Raw genomic sequence first — 15,314 nt, forward strand, 5'->3', positions numbered from 1 at the left:
ACCAGAATAAGCCTCAGTTGGTGGTGGCAGAGCCACCGGCCGCTTCGAGCTTCTCCTTGGCGGAGCCGGAGAACGCGTCGGCGGTGACGTTCAGCTTGACGCCGTTCACGTCGCCGTTGCCGAGGACCTTCACCAGCTTGCCCTTGCGGACCAGACCGCCCTTGACCAGCTCGTCGGCACCGATGGTGCCGCCGTCCGGGAAGACGCGGGCGATGTCGCCCACGTTCACCGGCTGGTACTCGGTGCGGAAGCGGTTCTTGAAGCCGCGGAGCTTCGGGAGCCGCATCTGGATGGGCATCTGCCCACCCTCGAACCGGGCCGGCACGTTCTTCCGGGCCTTGGTGCCCTTCGTACCGCGGCCGGCGGTCTTGCCCTTCGAACCCTCACCACGGCCCACGCGGATCTTGTCGCGCTTGGCGCCCGGAGCCGGACGCAGGTGGTGGATCTTGATGGCCGTCATGCCTTGACCTCCTCGACCTCCACCAGGTGGCGGACGGTGTGGATCAGGCCGCGCACCTGGGGGGTGTCTTCACGCACGACGCTCTGGCGGATCTTGCGCAGCCCGAGGGTGCGCAGCGACTCGCGGTGAGCGTGCTTCGTGCCGATCTTGCTCTTGACCTGGGTGACCTTGAGCTGAGCCATCGTCAGACCCCCTGGCCGGCACGCTGGCGCAGCATCCGGGCCGGAGCGACGTCCTCGAGCGGCAGGCCACGGCGGGCCGCCACCTCTTCGGGACGCTGCAGACCCTTCAGGGCCGCCACGGTCGCGTGCACGATGTTGATCGCGTTGTCGGAGCCGAGCGACTTCGACAGCACGTCGTGGACACCCGCGCACTCCAGCACGGCACGCACCGGGCCACCGGCGATGACGCCGGTACCGGCGGAAGCCGGGCGGAGCAGCACCACACCGGCGGCTTCCTCACCCTGGATGGGGTGGGGAATGGTGCCACCGACGCGGGGAACGCGGAAGAAGTTCTTCTTCGCTTCCTCGACGCCCTTGGCGATGGCCGCGGGAACTTCCTTGGCCTTGCCGTAGCCGACGCCGACCTGACCGTCGCCGTCGCCGACGACCACCAGGGCGGTGAAGCTGAAGCGACGACCACCCTTGACGACCTTGGCGACGCGGTTGATCGTCACGACCTTCTCGAGGTGCGGGGTCTTGTCCTGGGCCGCCCCGCCACGGCCGCTGTCGCGCCGGTCCCGGCGGTCGCGACGGTCACCGCGGTCGTTGCCGCCCTGCCCGCCGGGTCCACCCTGGCCGCCGCCGAATTGCCGTGTACGTCCCGGCATCAGGCTTTCCTTCCATTCACGAACTGCTGCATCGTCAGAACTCCAACCCCGCCTCACGGGCGGCGTCGGCGAGCGCGGCGATGCGGCCGTGGTAGGCGTTGCCGCCACGGTCGAACACCACGGCCGAGATCCCGGCGTTCTTGGCGCGCTCGGCGACGAGGGCCCCGACCTTGGCGGCCTTGGCCTTCTTGTCGCCGTCGACCGCCCGGACGTCCGCCTCGAGGGTGGACGCCGACACCAGCGTGTGGCCGGCGAGGTCGTCGATCACCTGCACGGCGATGTGCCGCGAGGACCGCTTGACGACCAGGCGCGGGCGCTGCTCGGTGCCCGAGACCTTCTTGCGGAGCCGGAAGTGCCGACGGGCCTTCGCGACGCGGCGGCGGGTCGAGATGTCCTTGCCCACCGGCTTGCGCTTCGTAGTCGTGTCGCTCATGATCACTTACCCGTCTTTCCGACCTTGCGGCGGATCTTCTCACCCTCGTAGCGCAGGCCCTTGCCCTTGTACGGGTCCGGGCGACGCAGCTTGCGGATGACGGCCGAGATCTGGCCGACCTTCTGCTTGTCGATGCCCGAGACCGAGAACCGGGTCGGGGTCTCCACCTTGAAGGTGATGCCCTCCGGGGCCTCGATCTTGACCGGGTGCGAGTAGCCGAGGGCGAACTCGAGGTCCGCGCCCTTGGCCTGCACGCGGTAACCCACGCCGTGGATTTCCATCTTCTTCTCGTAGCCGGCGGTGACGCCGACGACGAGGTTGTTCACCAGCGTGCGGGTGAGCCCGTGCAGCGCCTTGGAGTTGCGCTCGTCGTCCGGGCGCTTCACCAGCAGCGTGCCGTCCTCGTCGCGCTCGACGGTGATCGGCTCGGCGATGGTGTGCTCGAGGGTGCCCTTGGGCCCCTTGACCTTGATCTGCTGACCGTCGATGGTCACCTCGACCCCGGAAGGGACGGCGACCGGCAGCTTTCCGATGCGTGACATGCCTTTACCCCTTCCCTTACCAGACGTAGGCGAGGACTTCGCCGCCCACGCTGTTGCGCTTGGCCTGCCGGTCCGTCTGCAGGCCACCGGACGTCGAGATGATCGCGATGCCCAGGCCGCCGAGCACCGACGGCAGTTCGGTCGATTTTGCGTAGACCCGCAGACCGGGCTTGGAGACGCGCCGGAGGCCGGCGATGCTCCGCTCACGGTTGGGGCCGTACTTGAGCTCGACGACGAGGTTCTTGTGCTTCTCGCCCGGCTCGTCGTGGTAACCCGCGATGTAGCCCTCGCGCTTGAGGATCTCGGCGATGTTCGCCTTGAGCTTCGAGTGCGGGAGCTTGACCTCGTCGTGGTACGCCGAGTTCGCGTTGCGCAGACGCGTCAAGAAGTCTGCGATGGGGTCGGTCATCGTCATGGTGACCTGTCAACCTTTCTCGCCTGGTTCCCCGCCCGCCGGAGCGGGACGGGGCCTGTGGCGAAGTGGAGTTAAATAGAAGCTCTTACCAGCTGGACTTGCGGACGCCGGGCAGCTCGCCCGCGTGCGCCATCTCGCGAAGGCAGATCCGGCAGAGCCCGAACTTGCGGAACACGGCGTGCGGGCGGCCGCACCGCTGGCAGCGGGTGTAGGCGCGCACGGCGAACTTCGGCTTCTTCGCGGCCTTGTGGACCAGTGCTTTCTTGGCCATCGGCTCAGTTCTCCTTGAACGGGAAGCCGAGCTTGCGCAGCAGCGCCCGGCCCTCGTCGTCGTTCGTGGCGGTCGTGACGACGGTGACGTCCATGCCGCGGGGGCGGTCGATGGAGTCGGGGTCGATCTCGTGGAACATCGACTGCTCGTTGAGACCGAACGTGTAGTTGCCGTGGCCGTCGAACTGCTTCGGCGAAAGCCCGCGGAAGTCGCGGATACGCGGCAGCGCGATGGTCAGCAGCCGGTCGAGGAACTCCCACATCCGGTCGCCGCGCAGCGTGACGCGCGCGCCGATCGGCTGGCCCTCGCGCAGCTTGAACTGCGCGATGGACTTGCGGGCCTTCCGGACCTCCGGCTTCTGGCCGGTGATCGCGGCGAGGTCGCGGACCGCGCCCTCGATCAGCTTGCTGTCGCGGGCGGCGTCGCCGACGCCCATGTTCACGACGACCTTCACGACGCCCGGGATCTGGTGGACGTTGGCGAAGGAGAACTCGGCCTGCAGCTGGCCCTTGATTTCCTCGCGGTACCGCACCTTCAGGCGCGGCGAGGTCTTCTCTGCGGTGGTCATCAGATGTCCTTACCGTTCCGGCGCGAGATCCGGACCTTCTTGCCGTCCTCGCCGATGCGGTAACCCACCCGGGACGGCTTGCCGTCCGAGTCGACGACCATCACGTTCGAGACGTGGATGGGCGCCTCCTGCGTGACGATGCCGCCGGACTGCGCGCCGCGCTGGGTCTGGCTGATCCGCGTGTGCTTCTTGATCCGGTTCACGCCCTCGACCAGCACGCGCTCGCGCTCCGGGTAAGCCTGGATGACCTTGCCCTTGGCGCCCTTGTCCTTGCCGGCGATGACGACGACCGTGTCGCCCTTCTTCACCTTCATCACAGCACCTCCGGCGCGAGCGAAATGATCTTCATGAACTTTCGGTCGCGCAGCTCGCGGCCCACCGGACCGAAGATGCGGGTGCCGCGGGGCTCGTTGTCGTTCTTGATGAGCACGGCGGCGTTCTCGTCGAACCGGATGTAGGAACCGTCCGGACGACGGCGCTCCTTGACCGTGCGGACGATGACGGCCTTGACGACGTCGCCCTTCTTCACCCCGGCAGCCGGGATGGCGTCCTTCACGGTGGCGACGATGATGTCGCCGATGCCGGCGTAGCGCCGCCCGGAGCCACCGAGAACGCGGATGCAGAGGATTTCCTTCGCACCCGTGTTGTCGGCTACCCGAAGCCGCGACTCCTGCTGGATCACGTCTACTCCTGTATGTCGCGCCGGTTCTCGCCCGGACGAGCGAGCCTTGCGGAACTAAGAACTCCCGAAAGAGCCCTGCTTACTTGGCCTTCTCCACGATCTGCACCAGGCGCCACCGCTTCGATGCCGACAGCGGGCGGGTCTCCATCAGGGTGACCCGGTCGCCCACGCCCGCCTCGTTGTTCTCGTCGTGCACCTTCACCTTGGAGGTGGTGCGGACGACCTTCGAGTAACGGGGGTGCTTCTTGCGGTCCTCGAGCTCGACCACGATCGTCTTGTTCATCTTGTCCGAGACGACGTAGCCCTCGCGGACCTTGCGGTCGTTCCGGGCCGGCGTCTCGGTGGTGGGCTCGCTCATGCGGCACCTTCACTCTCGGCGTCGGGGGCAACGGACAGGCCGAGTTCGCGCTCGCGCATGACCGTGTAGATCCGCGCGATGTCCGTGCGGACGGTGCGCAGACGGCGGTTGTTGTCGAGCTGACCGGTCGCCATCTGGAAGCGGAGGTTGAACAGCTCCTCCTTGTACTCCTTCAGACGCAGGACGAGCTCTTCCGCGGTGAGCTCACGCAGCTCCGATGCCTGAGCGGCACCTGCGTTAGCCATCAGAACTCACCACCTTCACGGGTCACGATGCGGCACTTCATGGGCAGCTTGTGGATCGCGCGGCGCAGCGCCTCGCGAGCCGTCTCCTCGTTCGGGAACGAGATCTCGAACATCACGCGGCCCGGCTTCACGTTGGCGATCCACCACTCGGGCGAACCCTTACCGGAACCCATCCGGGTCTCGGCCGGCTTCTTGGTCAGCGGGCGGTCCGGGTAGATGGTCGTCCACACCTTGCCACCACGCTTGATGTGACGGGTCATGGCGATACGAGCGGACTCGATCTGCCGGTTCGTCACGTAGCTGTGCTCAAGCGCCTGGATGCCGTACTCGCCGAAGCTGACCTTCGTGCCACCCTTGGCGGCGCCGTGGCGCTTCGGGGAGTGCTGCTTCCGGTGCTTGACCCTGCGCGGGATGAGCACGTCTCAGCCCTCCGTCTTTTCTGCGGTCTCGGTGGCCGGGGCCGCCGGGGCCTCGGTCGTGGCGGCGGCGGCCGCACGACCGGCTTCGGTCGAGGTGGCGGTCGTGCCCGAAGCGCCGGAGCGACGCGGACGGGACGGCCGGTCGCTGCGGTCGCGGCCACCGCGCGGCGCGCGCTCGGCGGCGTCACGGGCTTCGCGGGCCTTCAGGCCACCGACGAGCTCACCCTTGTAGATCCACACCTTGACGCCGATGCGACCGAACGTCGTCTTGGCCTCGAAGAAGCCGTAGTCGATGTCGGCGCGCAGCGTGTGCAGCGGGACGCGGCCATCGCGGTAGTGCTCGGAGCGGGACATCTCGGCACCGCCGAGACGACCGCCGCACTGCACGCGGATGCCCTTGACCTGCGGCGAGCGCATGGAGGTCTGGATCGCCTTCCGCATCGCGCGGCGGAACGCCACGCGGTTGGACAGCTGCTCCGCGACCGCCTGGGCGACCAGCTGGGCGTCGGCCTCGGGGTTCTTGACCTCGAGGATGTTCAGCTGGACCTGCTTCTTGGTCAGCTTCTCCAGCGCGCCGCGGATCCGGTCGGCCTCCGCGCCGCGGCGGCCGATGACGATGCCCGGCCGGGCGGTGTGGATGTCCACGCGGACGCGGTCACGGGTGCGCTCGATCTCGACCTTGGAGATGCCCGCGCGCTCCATGCCGGTGGCGAGGAGCTTGCGGATCTTGACGTCCTCGGCCACGTACTCGGCGTACTGCTTGTCGGCGTACCAGCGCGACTTCCAGTCCGTGGTGATACCCAGGCGGAAACCGTGCGGGTTGATCTTCTGGCCCACTACCGGCCACCTGCCTTCTTCTTGCTCTGAGCCTTCTGCGCGACGGCCGGACGCGACTCCACCTCGACGGTGATGTGGCTGGTCCGCTTGCGGATCCGGTACGCGCGGCCCTGGGCCCGCGGGCGGATGCGCTTGAGGGTGGGGCCCTCGTCGGCGTACGCGTTCTTGACCCAGAGTGTCTCCGGGTCCAGCTGAAGGTTGTTCTCGGCGTTGGCCACAGCGCTGGCAAGCACCTTCGCGACCGGCTCGCTGGCCGCCTGGGGGGCGAACCGGAGCACGGCCAAGGCGTCGGCGGCGCTACGTCCCTTGATGAGCTCGATCACCCGGCGCACCTTGGTCGGCGAGTCCCGGACGAAGCGAGCCCGCGCGTACGCCGTAGGCAGGGCCTCGGTCGTCGCGTCGTTCTGGGCGTTCATCGCTACTTCCCTTGTCTCTTCTCGTGCCCGCTCAGCGGCGGCGCGACTTGCGGTCGTCCTTGATGTGGCCCTTGAAGGTCCGCGTCGGGGCGAACTCGCCCAGCTTGTGACCCACCATGGCCTCGGTGACGAACACCGGGACGTGCTTGCGCCCGTCGTGCACGGCGATCGTGTGACCCAGGAAGTCCGGGATGATCGTCGAGCGGCGCGACCAGGTCTTGATGACCGTCTTCTTGCCCGATTCGTTCAGCGCGTCCACCTTCTTGAGCAGGTGGTCGTCCACGAACGGGCCCTTCTTAAGGCTGCGTGGCATGTGCTTCTACCTCCCTGCTCAGCGCTTGTTCTTGCCGGTGCGGCGGCGGCGGACGATGAGGGCGTCGGACGCCTTGCGGCGACGCGTGCGGCCCTCGGGCTTACCGTTCGGGTTGACCGGGTGGCGACCACCGGAGGTCTTGCCCTCACCACCACCGTGCGGGTGGTCGACCGGGTTCATGACGACACCGCGGACCGTGGGGCGCTTGCCGCGCCAGCGGTTGCGGCCGGCCTTGCCCCAGTTGATGTTGGCGTGCTCGGAGTTGCCGACCTCGCCGACCGTCGCGCGGTTGCGCACGTCCACGTTGCGGATCTCGCCCGAGGGGAGACGCAGCTGGGCGTACGGCCCGTCCTTCGCGACGAGCTGCACCTTCGCGCCGGCGGAACGCGCCATCTTCGCGCCGCCACCGGGGCGGAGCTCGATCGCGTGCACCACGGTGCCGACCGGGATGTTGCGCAGCGGCAGGTTGTTGCCCGGCTTGATGTCGGCACGGGGGCCGTTCTCGACGGTGTCGCCCTGCTTCAGCTTCTCCGGCGCGATGATGTAGCGCTTCTCGCCGTCGGCGTAGTGCAGGAGCGCGATGCGCGCGGTGCGGTTGGGGTCGTACTCGATGTGCGCGACCTTGGCCGGGATGCCGTCCTTGTCGTTGCGACGGAAGTCGATGACGCGGTAAGCACGCTTGTGGCCGCCACCCTTGTGCCGGGTGGTGATCTTGCCGGACGAGTTGCGACCGCCCGAACCGCTCAGCGGACGCAGCAGCGACTTCTCCGGGGTGGAGCGGGTGATCTCGGCGAAGTCCGAGACGCTCGAACCGCGACGACCCGGGGTCGTCGGCTTGTACTTGCGGATGCCCATTGTCAGCTCAGTCCTTTACGCGGTGGGTCCGCCGAAGATCTCGATCGCCTTGCTTTCGGGCGAAAGAGTCACGATGGCGCGCTTGGTGTCCTTGCGCTTGCCGAAGCCGGCGCGAGTCCGCTTCCGCTTGCCCTGGCGGTTGGCCGTGTTGACGCTGACCACCTTGACGCCGAACACCTTCTCGACCGCGATCTTGATCTGGGTCTTGTTGGCGTCCGGGCGGACGATGAACGTGTACTTGTGGTCCTCGAGCAGCCCGTAGGACTTCTCGGAGATGACCGGCGCGAGCAGGATGTCGCGGGGGTCCGGAATGGCGACCGAACTCACTTCTCGTCACTCCCTTCCGTGACCTCGCCCGACCGCGCGGAAGCCTTGACGGTCTTACCGCGGACGGGGCCGGCGACGAACGCGTCGTACGCGGCCTTGGTGAACACGACGTCGTCGTTGACCAGCACGTCGTAGGTGTTGAGCTGGTCGGCCCAGAGCAGGTGCACCTCGGGCAGGTTCCGCAGGGAAACCCAGCTCAGCTCGTCGGCCCGGTCCAGCACCACGAGCACGCGCTTCGCGGCCGTGACGGCGGCGAGCACGCTCTTGGCGGCCTTGGTCGACGGCTTCTCGCCGGTCACCAGCTCGGTGACGACGTGCAGCTGGCCGGCGCGGGCCCGGTCGGAGAGGGCGCCACGCAGGGCGGCGGCCTTCATCTTCTTCGGGGTGCGCTGGGTGTAGTCGCGCGGCGTGGGGCCGTGCACGACGCCACCGCCGGCGAACTGCGGCGCGCGGGTCGAACCCTGGCGGGCACGACCGGTGCCCTTCTGGCGGTACGGCTTCTTGCCGCCACCGCGAACCTCACCGCGGGTCTTCGTGTCGTGCGTGCCCTGGCGCGCGGCGGCCTGCTGGGCCACCACGACCTGGTGCATGAGCGCGACATTGGCCTGCACGTCGAAGATCTCCGCCGGGAGATCGACCGTGCCGTCGGCTTTACCGGCCGGGGTCTTCAGCTCGACGCTTGTCATTCGGAGTTACCACCCTTCGCGGCGCTGCGCACGAACAGCAGGCCGCCCTTGGGACCGGGCACGGCGCCCTTGATCAGCAGCAGGCCGTCCTCGGCACGCACGGCGTGCACGGTCAGGTTCTGCGTGGTGACCCGGTCGTTGCCCATCCGGCCCGCCATGCGCAGGCCCTTGAAGACGCGGCCGGGGGTGGCGCAGCCACCGATCGAACCCGGCTTGCGGTGCACGGCCTGGGCACCGTGGCTCGCGCCCTGGCCCTTGAAACCGTGGCGCTTCATGACACCCGCGTAGCCCTTGCCCTTGCTGGTCCCGGTCACGTCGACCTCGACGCCGGCGGCGAACACCTCGGCGGTGATCTCCTGACCGACCTCGTAGGTCTCGGCGTCGGTGGTGCGCAGCTCGGCGAGGAACCGGCGCGGGGTCACGCCCGCCTTGTCGAAGTGGCCGGTGCGCGGCTTGTTCACCTTGCGCGGGTCGACCGCGCCGAACGCCAGCTGCACGGCCGCGTAGCCGTCCTTGTCCTGGGTCCGAACCTGGGTGACCACGTTCGGACCGGCCTTGACGACGGTGACCGGGACAACCCGGTTCTGCTCGTCGAAGACCTGGGTCATGCCGAGCTTGGTGCCCAGGATGCCCTTCATCTGCCTGTCAGACATGAGTCTCTTACTCTCCGCCGCTCGCCAGCCGCTACTACTGGATGTTGACGTCGACGCTTGCCGGCAGGTCGATGCGCATGAGCGCGTCGACCGTCTTCGGCGTCGGGTCGAGGATGTCGATCAGACGCTTGTGCGTGCGCATCTCGAAGTGCTCGCGCGAGTCCTTGTACTTGTGCGGCGAGCGGATGACGCAGTAAACGTTCTTCTCGGTGGGCAGCGGCACCGGCCCGACAACCCGGGCGCCGGTGCGCGTGACCGTCTCGACGATCTTGCGCGCCGAGGTGTCGATCGCCTCGTGGTCGTAGGCCTTGAGCCGGATGCGGATCTTCTGTCCCGCCATGGTGGCTGCTCGTTCCTTGTCGTCTCGTGCCGCTATCTCACAAACCCCGGTCGGTGTCGCCACCAGACCATGGGTTTCCGCAGTTCAACGGCCCTGTCCCCGGTCCACGCGGTCGGGCGTGTCGCGCCCGACGCACAGACGGATCCCGCGGGATCGTCGTCTTGCCTGGTCTTCCTCAACGTGAGGAGGCGATGAGCCGGCTGCGCTTTTCCAAGAACACCGTCTCACTGCCCTTGCCCGCTCGCCTCACCCGAAGGAAAGAGCTCCGCGGACCGTGGCCACTCGCACCGAGGCGGCCGGACCCCAAAGGGATCGGCCGCCCCAGGACGAGCAACCAAAATAGTGTCGCACACGTGAGTTGACGCCCTGCACCCGGGGGTGTATTACCCGGGCGCAGGGCGCCTACGTCACTTGATGATCTTGGTGACCTGGCCCGCGCCGACGGTCCGGCCACCCTCGCGGATGGCGAAACGCAGACCCTCGTCCATCGCGACCGGCTGGATCAGCTGGACCGAGATGTCGGTGTTGTCGCCCGGCATGACCATCTCGGTGCCCTCGGGGAGGGTCACGACGCCGGTCACGTCGGTGGTGCGGAAGTAGAACTGCGGGCGGTAGTTGTTGAAGAACGGGGTGTGACGGCCACCCTCGTCCTTCGACAGGATGTAGACCCGGCCCTCGAAGTCGGTGTGCGGGGTGGTGGTGCCCGGCTTCACGACGACCTGGCCGCGCTCGACGTCCTCGCGCTTGATACCGCGGACCAGCAGGCCGACGTTGTCGCCCGCCTGGCCCGAGTCGAGCAGCTTGCGGAACATCTCGACACCGGTGACGGTGGTCTTGGTCGACTTCTCGCGGATACCCACGATCTCGACCTCTTCGTTGACGTTGATCTGGCCGCGCTCGACGCGACCGGTCACCACGGTGCCACGACCGGTGATGGTGAAGACGTCCTCGATCGGCATCAGGAACGGCTTGTCGAGCTCACGCACCGGGTCCGGCACGTTGTCGTCGACGGCGGTCATCAGCTCGAGAACGGCCTCGGACCACTTCTCGTCGCCCTCGAGGGCCTTCAGGCCGGAAACGCGCACGACCGGCGCGTCGTCGCCCGGGAACTCCTGCGAGGACAGCAGCTCGCGGACCTCCAGCTCGACGAGCTCGAGGATCTCCTCGTCGTCGACCATGTCGGCCTTGTTCAGCGCGACCACGATGTAGGGCACGCCGACCTGGCGGGCGAGCAGCACGTGCTCACGGGTCTGCGGCATCGGGCCGTCGGTGGCGGCCACGACCAGGATCGCGCCGTCCATCTGGGCGGCACCGGTGATCATGTTCTTGATGTAGTCCGCGTGACCGGGGGCGTCCACGTGCGCGTAGTGACGCTTCTCGGTCTGGTACTCGACGTGCGAGATGTTGATCGTGATACCGCGCTGCTTCTCTTCCGGCGCGTTGTCGATCTGGTCGAACGCCCGCGACTCGTTCAGCTCCGGGTACTTGTCGTGCAGCACCTTGGTGATGGCCGCGGTCAGAGTCGTCTTGCCGTGGTCAACGTGGCCGATGGTGCCGATGTTGACGTGCGGCTTGGTCCGCTCGAATTTCGCCTTCGCCACTGGAATGTCCTCCTGGACTGATTTCGCTTTGTGCTCGTGGGGCGGCGTGGCTGCCGCCCCACGATTGTTCCTTCGTCGGTGCTGCGGACGTTCAGGAGAGTCCCTTAATGCCCGCGAGCGCTGGGGGAGTTACTCCCCCGTCGCCTTCGCGATGATTTCCTTCGCGACGTTCGCGGGAACCTCGGCGTAGGAGTCGAACACCATGGAGTAGTTCGCCCGGCCCTGGGTGCGGGACCGCAGGTCGCCGACGTAGCCGAACATCTCCGACAGCGGGACCAGTGCCTTCACGACACGGGTACCGGACCGCTCCTCCATGGCCTGGATCTGACCACGGCGGGAGTTGAGGTCACCGATGACGTCACCCATGTAGTCCTCGGGCGTGGTCACCTCGACCGCCATCATCGGCTCCAGGATCACCGGGCCGGCCTTCTTCGCGGCTTCCTTCATCGCCATGGAACCGGCGATCTTGAACGCCATCTCCGAAGAGTCGACCTCGTGGTACGCACCATCCAACAGGGTGAACTTCAACCCGACGAGCGGGTAGCCGGCCAGGACGCCGTACTGCATCGCGTCCTGCGCGCCCGCGTCCACCGACGGGATGTACTCCCGCGGCACGCGACCACCGGTCACCTTGTTGTCGAACTCGTAGAGCGCGCCGTCGGTGCGCTCGAGCGGCTCCAGCTTCACGATGACCTTCGCGAACTGGCCGGAACCACCGGTCTGCTTCTTGTGGACGTAGTCGAGCTTGTCGACCGTCTTCTTGATCGTCTCGCGGTAGGCGACCTGCGGCTTGCCGATGTTCGCCTCGACCTTGTAGTCGGACTTCATCCGGTTCACCAGCACCTCGAGGTGCAGCTCACCCATGCCCGCGATGATCGTCTGGCCGGTGTCCTCGTCCAGCTTGACCTGGAACGTCGGGTCTTCTTCGGCCAGCTTCTGGATCGCCAGGGACAGCTTCTCCTGGTCGGCCTTCGTCTTCGGCTCGATCGCGACCCGGATGACCGGCTCGGGGAACGTCATCGACTCCAGCACGATCGGGTTCTGCGGGTCCGCCAGGGTGTCACCCGTGGTGGTGTCCTTCAGCCCGATGACCGCGTAGATGTGGCCGACCTGGGCGTCGTCCACCGGGTTCTCCTTGTTGGAGTGCATCTGGAAGATCTTCCCGATGCGCTCCTTGCGCTCCTTGGTCGCGTTGATGACCTGAGCGCCGGAAGCGACCTTGCCCGAGTAGACCCGGATGTAGGTCAGCTTGCCGAAGAACGGGTGCGCGGCGATCTTGAACGCGAGCGCGGCGAACGGCTCGTCGACCGACGCCTTGCGGGTCGCCACGGTCTCGCCGTCGGGCAGCAGACCCTCGACGGCCGGGACGTCCAGCGGCGACGGCAGGTAGTCGATCACCGCGTCGAGCATGGGCTGCACGCCCTTGTTCTTGAACGCGGAACCGGCCAGCACCGGGAACGCCGCCCGGGTGATGACGAGCTTGCGGATGCCGGACTTGATCTCGGCCTCGGACAGCTCTTCGCCCTCGAGGAACTTCTCCATCAGGGAGTCGTCGGTCTCGGCGACGGTCTCGACCAGCTTCTCGCGGTACTCCGCGGCCCGGTCGGCCAGGTCGGCCGGGATCTCCTCGACGGTGTAGTCCTCGCCCTTCTGCACCTCGCCGCGCCAGACCAGGGCCTTCATGCGGACCAGGTCGACGACGCCTTCGAAGTCGTTCTCGGCGCCGATGGGCAGCTGGATCGCCAGCGGCTTGACGCCGAGGCGCTCCTCGATGGTGCGCAGGGTGTAGTAGAAGTCCGCACCCAGCTTGTCCATCTTGTTGACGAAGCAGATGCGCGGGACGTCGTACTTGTCCGCCTGCCGCCAGACCTGCTCGGACTGCGGCTCGACACCTTCCTTGCCGTCGAAGACGGCGACCGCGCCGTCGAGCACCCGCAGGTTGCGCTCCACCTCGACGGTGAAGTCGACGTGCCCGGGGGTGTCGATCAGGTTGATCTGGTGGTCGTCCCAGAAGGTGGTGGTGGCAGCCGAGGTGATGGTGATACCCCGCTTCTGCTCCTCCTCCATCCAGTCCATGGTGGCGGCGCCGTCGTGGACTTCACCGATCTTGTAGTTGACCCCGGTGTAGAACAGGATCCGCTCGGTGGTCGTCGTCTTGCCGGCGTCGATGTGGGCCATGATGCCGATGTTGCGGACCTTGTTCAGGTCGGTCAGCACTTCACGTGCCACGAGAGTGTTCCCCTGTTCTCAAGCTTGGGGCCCGGCATGGCTTGGTCGACAGCCGGGCGGTCATCACCAGCGGTAGTGCGCGAAGGCCCGGTTGGACTCGGCCATCTTGTGCGTGTCTTCGCGACGCTTCACGGAGGCACCGAGGCCGTTGGAAGCGTCCAGCAGTTCGTTCTGCAGGCGCTCGATCATCGTCTTCTCGCGGCGGGCCTGCGAGAAGGAGACCAGCCAGCGCAGGGCCAGCGTGGTGGAGCGGCCCGGCTTGACCTCGATCGGCACCTGGTAGGTGGCACCACCGACGCGGCGGCTCTTCACCTCGATGGTGGGCTTCACGTTGTCGAGGGCGCGCTTCAGCGTGACGACCGGGTCGGTGCCGGTCTTCTCGCGAGCGCCTTCGAGCGCGCCGTACACGATGCGCTCGGCCAGGGACCGCTTCCCGTCCTTCAGCACCTTGTTCACCAGCTGGGTGACCAGCGGGGAGGCGTAGACGGGGTCGGAGATCAGCGGCCGCTTCGGGGCCGGACCCTTGCGGGGCATTAGCTCTTCTCCTTCTTCGCGCCGTACCGGCTGCGCGCCTGCTTGCGGTTCTTGACACCCTGGGTGTCGAGCGAACCGCGGATGATCTTGTAACGGACACCCGGAAGGTCCTTCACACGACCACCGCGCACGAGCACCATCGAGTGCTCCTGCAGGTTGTGGCCCTCACCGGGGATGTAGGCGGTGACCTCGATGCCGCTGGTCAGCTTCACACGCGCGACCTTGCGCAGCGCCGAGTTCGGCTTCTTGGGGGTCGTGGTGTACACGCGAGTGCACACGCCGCGCCGCTGCGGGCTCCCCTTGAGGGCCGCCGTCTTCTGCTTGGCAGCCTTGTCCTGGCGGCCCTTGCGGACCAGCTGCTGGATCGTGGGCAATGGACCAGCTTCCTGTCGTGATCTGCTTCTTCGTGTCTTCACCGGCCCCCGCGGTCGGGCGTGTCGGCCCGCGTCACGGTCTCGCGACCGGTAACTTCCCGGAGGGATTTCCGTCGGAACCCCGACCTGCCGAAGCCGGTGACCGGGTGCCTGAGCACCCCGCCCATGCGCACGGCACGCGGAGCGGCCCGACGCATGCCGGGCACGGTCTCCAAAGATACCCGCCCGGATCCGGGGGGATGGCGGCGGGGGGTCTGTAGGTCGACGAACCTCCAGCGTACCTCTCAACGCCCCGGGGCTGCGGGACATTCCCACGCCTCGGGTCGCGTCGCTTCGCGCGGTCGTGGGAGGGGGTGGTGTGACGGGTCCCACGGGCCGGGGTCGCGGCCGGGCTGAGGTGCACAACGCGGTGGGGCGGCGGGGCATTCCCGCGCGGTGGGGGCCGGGTCGCTGGAGCGGCTGACCGCGGTTCGCTGCCGCCGCGGCGCTGTTCGGCCGCGGCAGTCATGTCCGCAGGCAGCGGAAGGCTTCGTAGCGGCCAGCGGGCTTTCATGCTCGGCGGCGCGGGCGCCGCACGCAGGCTCCGCCGCGTCCGCCGCGGCGGGCCAGCCACCTCCGCAGCCACGGAATCGAGGCCGGCACCGGCGGCGGCCAGCCGGAGCGCGAATCCGCCCCGCGGCCGCCACCGGCGCGGCGAATTCAGCGGCCCGCCGGCCTCAGTCCTCGTCCGGCTTCGCGTGGTCCGGCTTGCCCGGGTTCGGGTCGCGGGACAGGTCGATCAGGGGGTGCACTCCCGCACCCTCCGGCGCCGCGTGGCTGCCCGTCCTCTTCGGTTCCTCGTCCGGGCCTCCGGGCCCTTCGGTGCTGGTCATCACACACTCCTCGCGCGTCGTCCCCTGCTTCCCTCTCGGGCCGAAACCTACCCAT

At 67.7% G+C, this 15,314-nt stretch carries 26 protein-coding genes; all 26 read right to left on the minus strand.

Features of this window, described 5'->3' with window-relative positions:
- Positions 1-13 precede the first annotated feature (13 nt).
- The 26 genes from rplO to HUT10_RS24000 all read right to left on the minus strand — a co-directional run bounded on the left by rplO (position 14) and on the right by HUT10_RS24000 (position 15,259).
- Positions 14-460 (minus strand): 50S ribosomal protein L15, encoded by a 447-nt coding sequence (rplO, locus tag HUT10_RS23875; RefSeq protein ID WP_086842934.1) that lies wholly within the window; start codon positions 458-460, stop codon positions 14-16.
- Positions 457-642, minus strand: a complete 186-nt coding sequence (gene rpmD, locus HUT10_RS23880; protein ID WP_033291195.1) for a 50S ribosomal protein L30 — start codon at positions 640-642, stop codon at positions 457-459. The genes rplO and rpmD overlap by 4 nt, the downstream gene beginning before the upstream one ends.
- 2 nt (positions 643-644) lie before the next feature.
- Positions 645-1,289: a 30S ribosomal protein S5 gene (rpsE, locus tag HUT10_RS23885; protein ID WP_004558874.1), complete on the minus strand. Its 645-nt coding sequence runs from the start codon at positions 1,287-1,289 to the stop codon at positions 645-647.
- Between the two features lie 34 nt (positions 1,290-1,323).
- Positions 1,324-1,722: a 50S ribosomal protein L18 gene (gene rplR / locus HUT10_RS23890; protein WP_004558873.1), complete on the minus strand. Its 399-nt coding sequence runs from the start codon at positions 1,720-1,722 to the stop codon at positions 1,324-1,326.
- A 2-nt stretch (positions 1,723-1,724) separates the two neighbouring features.
- Positions 1,725-2,264 (minus strand): 50S ribosomal protein L6, encoded by a 540-nt coding sequence (gene rplF / locus HUT10_RS23895; protein WP_176173270.1) that lies wholly within the window; start codon positions 2,262-2,264, stop codon positions 1,725-1,727.
- Positions 2,265-2,280: 16 nt separating this feature from the next.
- On the minus strand, positions 2,281-2,679 hold the full coding sequence (gene rpsH, locus HUT10_RS23900) for a 30S ribosomal protein S8 (protein WP_004558871.1): 399 nt from the start codon (positions 2,677-2,679) through the stop codon (positions 2,281-2,283).
- Positions 2,680-2,764: 85 nt separating this feature from the next.
- Entirely contained in the window at positions 2,765-2,950 is a 186-nt protein-coding gene (locus tag HUT10_RS23905) for a type Z 30S ribosomal protein S14 (protein WP_004558870.1), read from the minus strand.
- Between the two features lie 4 nt (positions 2,951-2,954).
- The gene (rplE, locus tag HUT10_RS23910) at positions 2,955-3,518 is read right to left on the minus strand and encodes a 50S ribosomal protein L5 (RefSeq protein ID WP_004558869.1); all 564 of its coding nucleotides are present in this window, start codon (positions 3,516-3,518) and stop codon (positions 2,955-2,957) included.
- Entirely contained in the window at positions 3,518-3,832 is a 315-nt protein-coding gene (gene rplX, locus HUT10_RS23915; protein ID WP_004558868.1) for a 50S ribosomal protein L24, read from the minus strand. The genes rplE and rplX overlap by 1 nt, the downstream gene beginning before the upstream one ends.
- Complete coding sequence (gene rplN / locus HUT10_RS23920; protein ID WP_004558867.1) at positions 3,832-4,200, minus strand: 50S ribosomal protein L14; 369 nt, start codon at positions 4,198-4,200, stop codon at positions 3,832-3,834. The genes rplX and rplN overlap by 1 nt, the downstream gene beginning before the upstream one ends.
- A gap of 79 nt (positions 4,201-4,279) precedes the next feature.
- Positions 4,280-4,558, minus strand: coding sequence for a 30S ribosomal protein S17 (gene rpsQ, locus HUT10_RS23925; RefSeq protein ID WP_004558866.1), 279 nt, complete (start codon positions 4,556-4,558; stop codon positions 4,280-4,282).
- Complete coding sequence (gene rpmC / locus HUT10_RS23930) at positions 4,555-4,803, minus strand: 50S ribosomal protein L29 (protein WP_013222608.1); 249 nt, start codon at positions 4,801-4,803, stop codon at positions 4,555-4,557. The genes rpsQ and rpmC overlap by 4 nt, the downstream gene beginning before the upstream one ends.
- Positions 4,803-5,222 carry a 50S ribosomal protein L16 gene (rplP, locus tag HUT10_RS23935; protein WP_004558864.1) on the minus strand — a complete coding sequence of 140 codons (420 nt, stop codon included), beginning with the start codon at positions 5,220-5,222 and terminating at the stop codon, positions 4,803-4,805. Before rplP ends, rpmC begins: the two co-directional genes overlap by 1 nt.
- 3 nt (positions 5,223-5,225) lie before the next feature.
- Entirely contained in the window at positions 5,226-6,059 is an 834-nt protein-coding gene (rpsC, locus tag HUT10_RS23940; protein WP_176173271.1) for a 30S ribosomal protein S3, read from the minus strand.
- A complete protein-coding gene (gene rplV / locus HUT10_RS23945) occupies positions 6,059-6,475 on the minus strand; it encodes a 50S ribosomal protein L22 (RefSeq protein ID WP_003102079.1) in 417 nt (138 codons plus the stop codon). Before rplV ends, rpsC begins: the two co-directional genes overlap by 1 nt.
- Positions 6,476-6,506: 31 nt before the next feature.
- The gene (rpsS, locus tag HUT10_RS23950) at positions 6,507-6,788 is read right to left on the minus strand and encodes a 30S ribosomal protein S19 (protein WP_003102083.1); all 282 of its coding nucleotides are present in this window, start codon (positions 6,786-6,788) and stop codon (positions 6,507-6,509) included.
- 18 nt (positions 6,789-6,806) lie between these two features.
- Positions 6,807-7,643 carry a 50S ribosomal protein L2 gene (gene rplB, locus HUT10_RS23955; RefSeq protein ID WP_176173272.1) on the minus strand — a complete coding sequence of 279 codons (837 nt, stop codon included), beginning with the start codon at positions 7,641-7,643 and terminating at the stop codon, positions 6,807-6,809.
- Positions 7,644-7,658: 15 nt separating this feature from the next.
- Positions 7,659-7,970, minus strand: coding sequence for a 50S ribosomal protein L23 (gene rplW / locus HUT10_RS23960; protein ID WP_003102087.1), 312 nt, complete (start codon positions 7,968-7,970; stop codon positions 7,659-7,661).
- Positions 7,967-8,656: a 50S ribosomal protein L4 gene (gene rplD, locus HUT10_RS23965; RefSeq protein WP_176173273.1), complete on the minus strand. Its 690-nt coding sequence runs from the start codon at positions 8,654-8,656 to the stop codon at positions 7,967-7,969. Before rplD ends, rplW begins: the two co-directional genes overlap by 4 nt.
- Positions 8,653-9,309, minus strand: coding sequence for a 50S ribosomal protein L3 (rplC, locus tag HUT10_RS23970; protein ID WP_003102093.1), 657 nt, complete (start codon positions 9,307-9,309; stop codon positions 8,653-8,655). Before rplC ends, rplD begins: the two co-directional genes overlap by 4 nt.
- A 34-nt stretch (positions 9,310-9,343) precedes the next feature.
- Positions 9,344-9,649, minus strand: coding sequence for a 30S ribosomal protein S10 (gene rpsJ / locus HUT10_RS23975; RefSeq protein WP_003102098.1), 306 nt, complete (start codon positions 9,647-9,649; stop codon positions 9,344-9,346).
- Between the two features lie 407 nt (positions 9,650-10,056).
- Entirely contained in the window at positions 10,057-11,250 is a 1,194-nt protein-coding gene (gene tuf / locus HUT10_RS23980; RefSeq protein ID WP_091304691.1) for an elongation factor Tu, read from the minus strand.
- A 129-nt stretch (positions 11,251-11,379) separates the two neighbouring features.
- Complete coding sequence (fusA, locus tag HUT10_RS23985; RefSeq protein ID WP_176173274.1) at positions 11,380-13,479, minus strand: elongation factor G; 2,100 nt, start codon at positions 13,477-13,479, stop codon at positions 11,380-11,382.
- Positions 13,480-13,542: 63 nt separating this feature from the next.
- Positions 13,543-14,013 carry a 30S ribosomal protein S7 gene (gene rpsG / locus HUT10_RS23990; protein WP_003102106.1) on the minus strand — a complete coding sequence of 157 codons (471 nt, stop codon included), beginning with the start codon at positions 14,011-14,013 and terminating at the stop codon, positions 13,543-13,545.
- Positions 14,013-14,387, minus strand: a complete 375-nt coding sequence (gene rpsL, locus HUT10_RS23995) for a 30S ribosomal protein S12 (RefSeq protein ID WP_003102113.1) — start codon at positions 14,385-14,387, stop codon at positions 14,013-14,015. The genes rpsG and rpsL overlap by 1 nt, the downstream gene beginning before the upstream one ends.
- A 716-nt stretch (positions 14,388-15,103) precedes the next feature.
- Entirely contained in the window at positions 15,104-15,259 is a 156-nt protein-coding gene (locus tag HUT10_RS24000; RefSeq protein WP_176169278.1) for a hypothetical protein, read from the minus strand.
- Between the last annotated feature and the right edge of the window lie 55 nt (positions 15,260-15,314).

Origin of the sequence: Amycolatopsis sp. Hca4, assembly GCF_013364075.1 — a bacterium.
Classification (GTDB): Bacteria; Actinomycetota; Actinomycetes; order Mycobacteriales; family Pseudonocardiaceae; genus Amycolatopsis.

Coding starts and splice junctions, on each gene's coding strand:
- rplX (WP_004558868.1), bottom strand. CDS start 3,832: ATGAAGGTGAAGAAGGGCGACACGGTCGTCGTCATCGCCGGCAAGGAC.
- rplB (WP_176173272.1), bottom strand. CDS start 7,643: ATGGGCATCCGCAAGTACAAGCCGACGACCCCGGGTCGTCGCGGTTCG.
- rpmD (WP_033291195.1), bottom strand. CDS start 642: ATGGCTCAGCTCAAGGTCACCCAGGTCAAGAGCAAGATCGGCACGAAG.
- rplR (WP_004558873.1), bottom strand. CDS start 1,722: ATGAGCGACACGACTACGAAGCGCAAGCCGGTGGGCAAGGACATCTCG.
- rpsS (WP_003102083.1), bottom strand. CDS start 6,788: ATGCCACGCAGCCTTAAGAAGGGCCCGTTCGTGGACGACCACCTGCTC.
- rplE (WP_004558869.1), bottom strand. CDS start 3,518: ATGACCACCGCAGAGAAGACCTCGCCGCGCCTGAAGGTGCGGTACCGC.
- rpsQ (WP_004558866.1), bottom strand. CDS start 4,558: ATGAGCGAGCCCACCACCGAGACGCCGGCCCGGAACGACCGCAAGGTC.
- rplD (WP_176173273.1), bottom strand. CDS start 8,656: ATGACAAGCGTCGAGCTGAAGACCCCGGCCGGTAAAGCCGACGGCACG.
- rplV (WP_003102079.1), bottom strand. CDS start 6,475: ATGAACGCCCAGAACGACGCGACGACCGAGGCCCTGCCTACGGCGTAC.
- rpmC (WP_013222608.1), bottom strand. CDS start 4,803: ATGGCTAACGCAGGTGCCGCTCAGGCATCGGAGCTGCGTGAGCTCACC.
- rplC (WP_003102093.1), bottom strand. CDS start 9,309: ATGTCTGACAGGCAGATGAAGGGCATCCTGGGCACCAAGCTCGGCATG.
- rpsG (WP_003102106.1), bottom strand. CDS start 14,013: ATGCCCCGCAAGGGTCCGGCCCCGAAGCGGCCGCTGATCTCCGACCCC.
- rpsE (WP_004558874.1), bottom strand. CDS start 1,289: ATGCCGGGACGTACACGGCAATTCGGCGGCGGCCAGGGTGGACCCGGC.
- rplO (WP_086842934.1), bottom strand. CDS start 460: ATGACGGCCATCAAGATCCACCACCTGCGTCCGGCTCCGGGCGCCAAG.
- rpsJ (WP_003102098.1), bottom strand. CDS start 9,649: ATGGCGGGACAGAAGATCCGCATCCGGCTCAAGGCCTACGACCACGAG.
- HUT10_RS24000 (WP_176169278.1), bottom strand. CDS start 15,259: ATGACCAGCACCGAAGGGCCCGGAGGCCCGGACGAGGAACCGAAGAGG.
- rpsH (WP_004558871.1), bottom strand. CDS start 2,679: ATGACGATGACCGACCCCATCGCAGACTTCTTGACGCGTCTGCGCAAC.
- HUT10_RS23905 (WP_004558870.1), bottom strand. CDS start 2,950: ATGGCCAAGAAAGCACTGGTCCACAAGGCCGCGAAGAAGCCGAAGTTC.
- rplF (WP_176173270.1), bottom strand. CDS start 2,264: ATGTCACGCATCGGAAAGCTGCCGGTCGCCGTCCCTTCCGGGGTCGAG.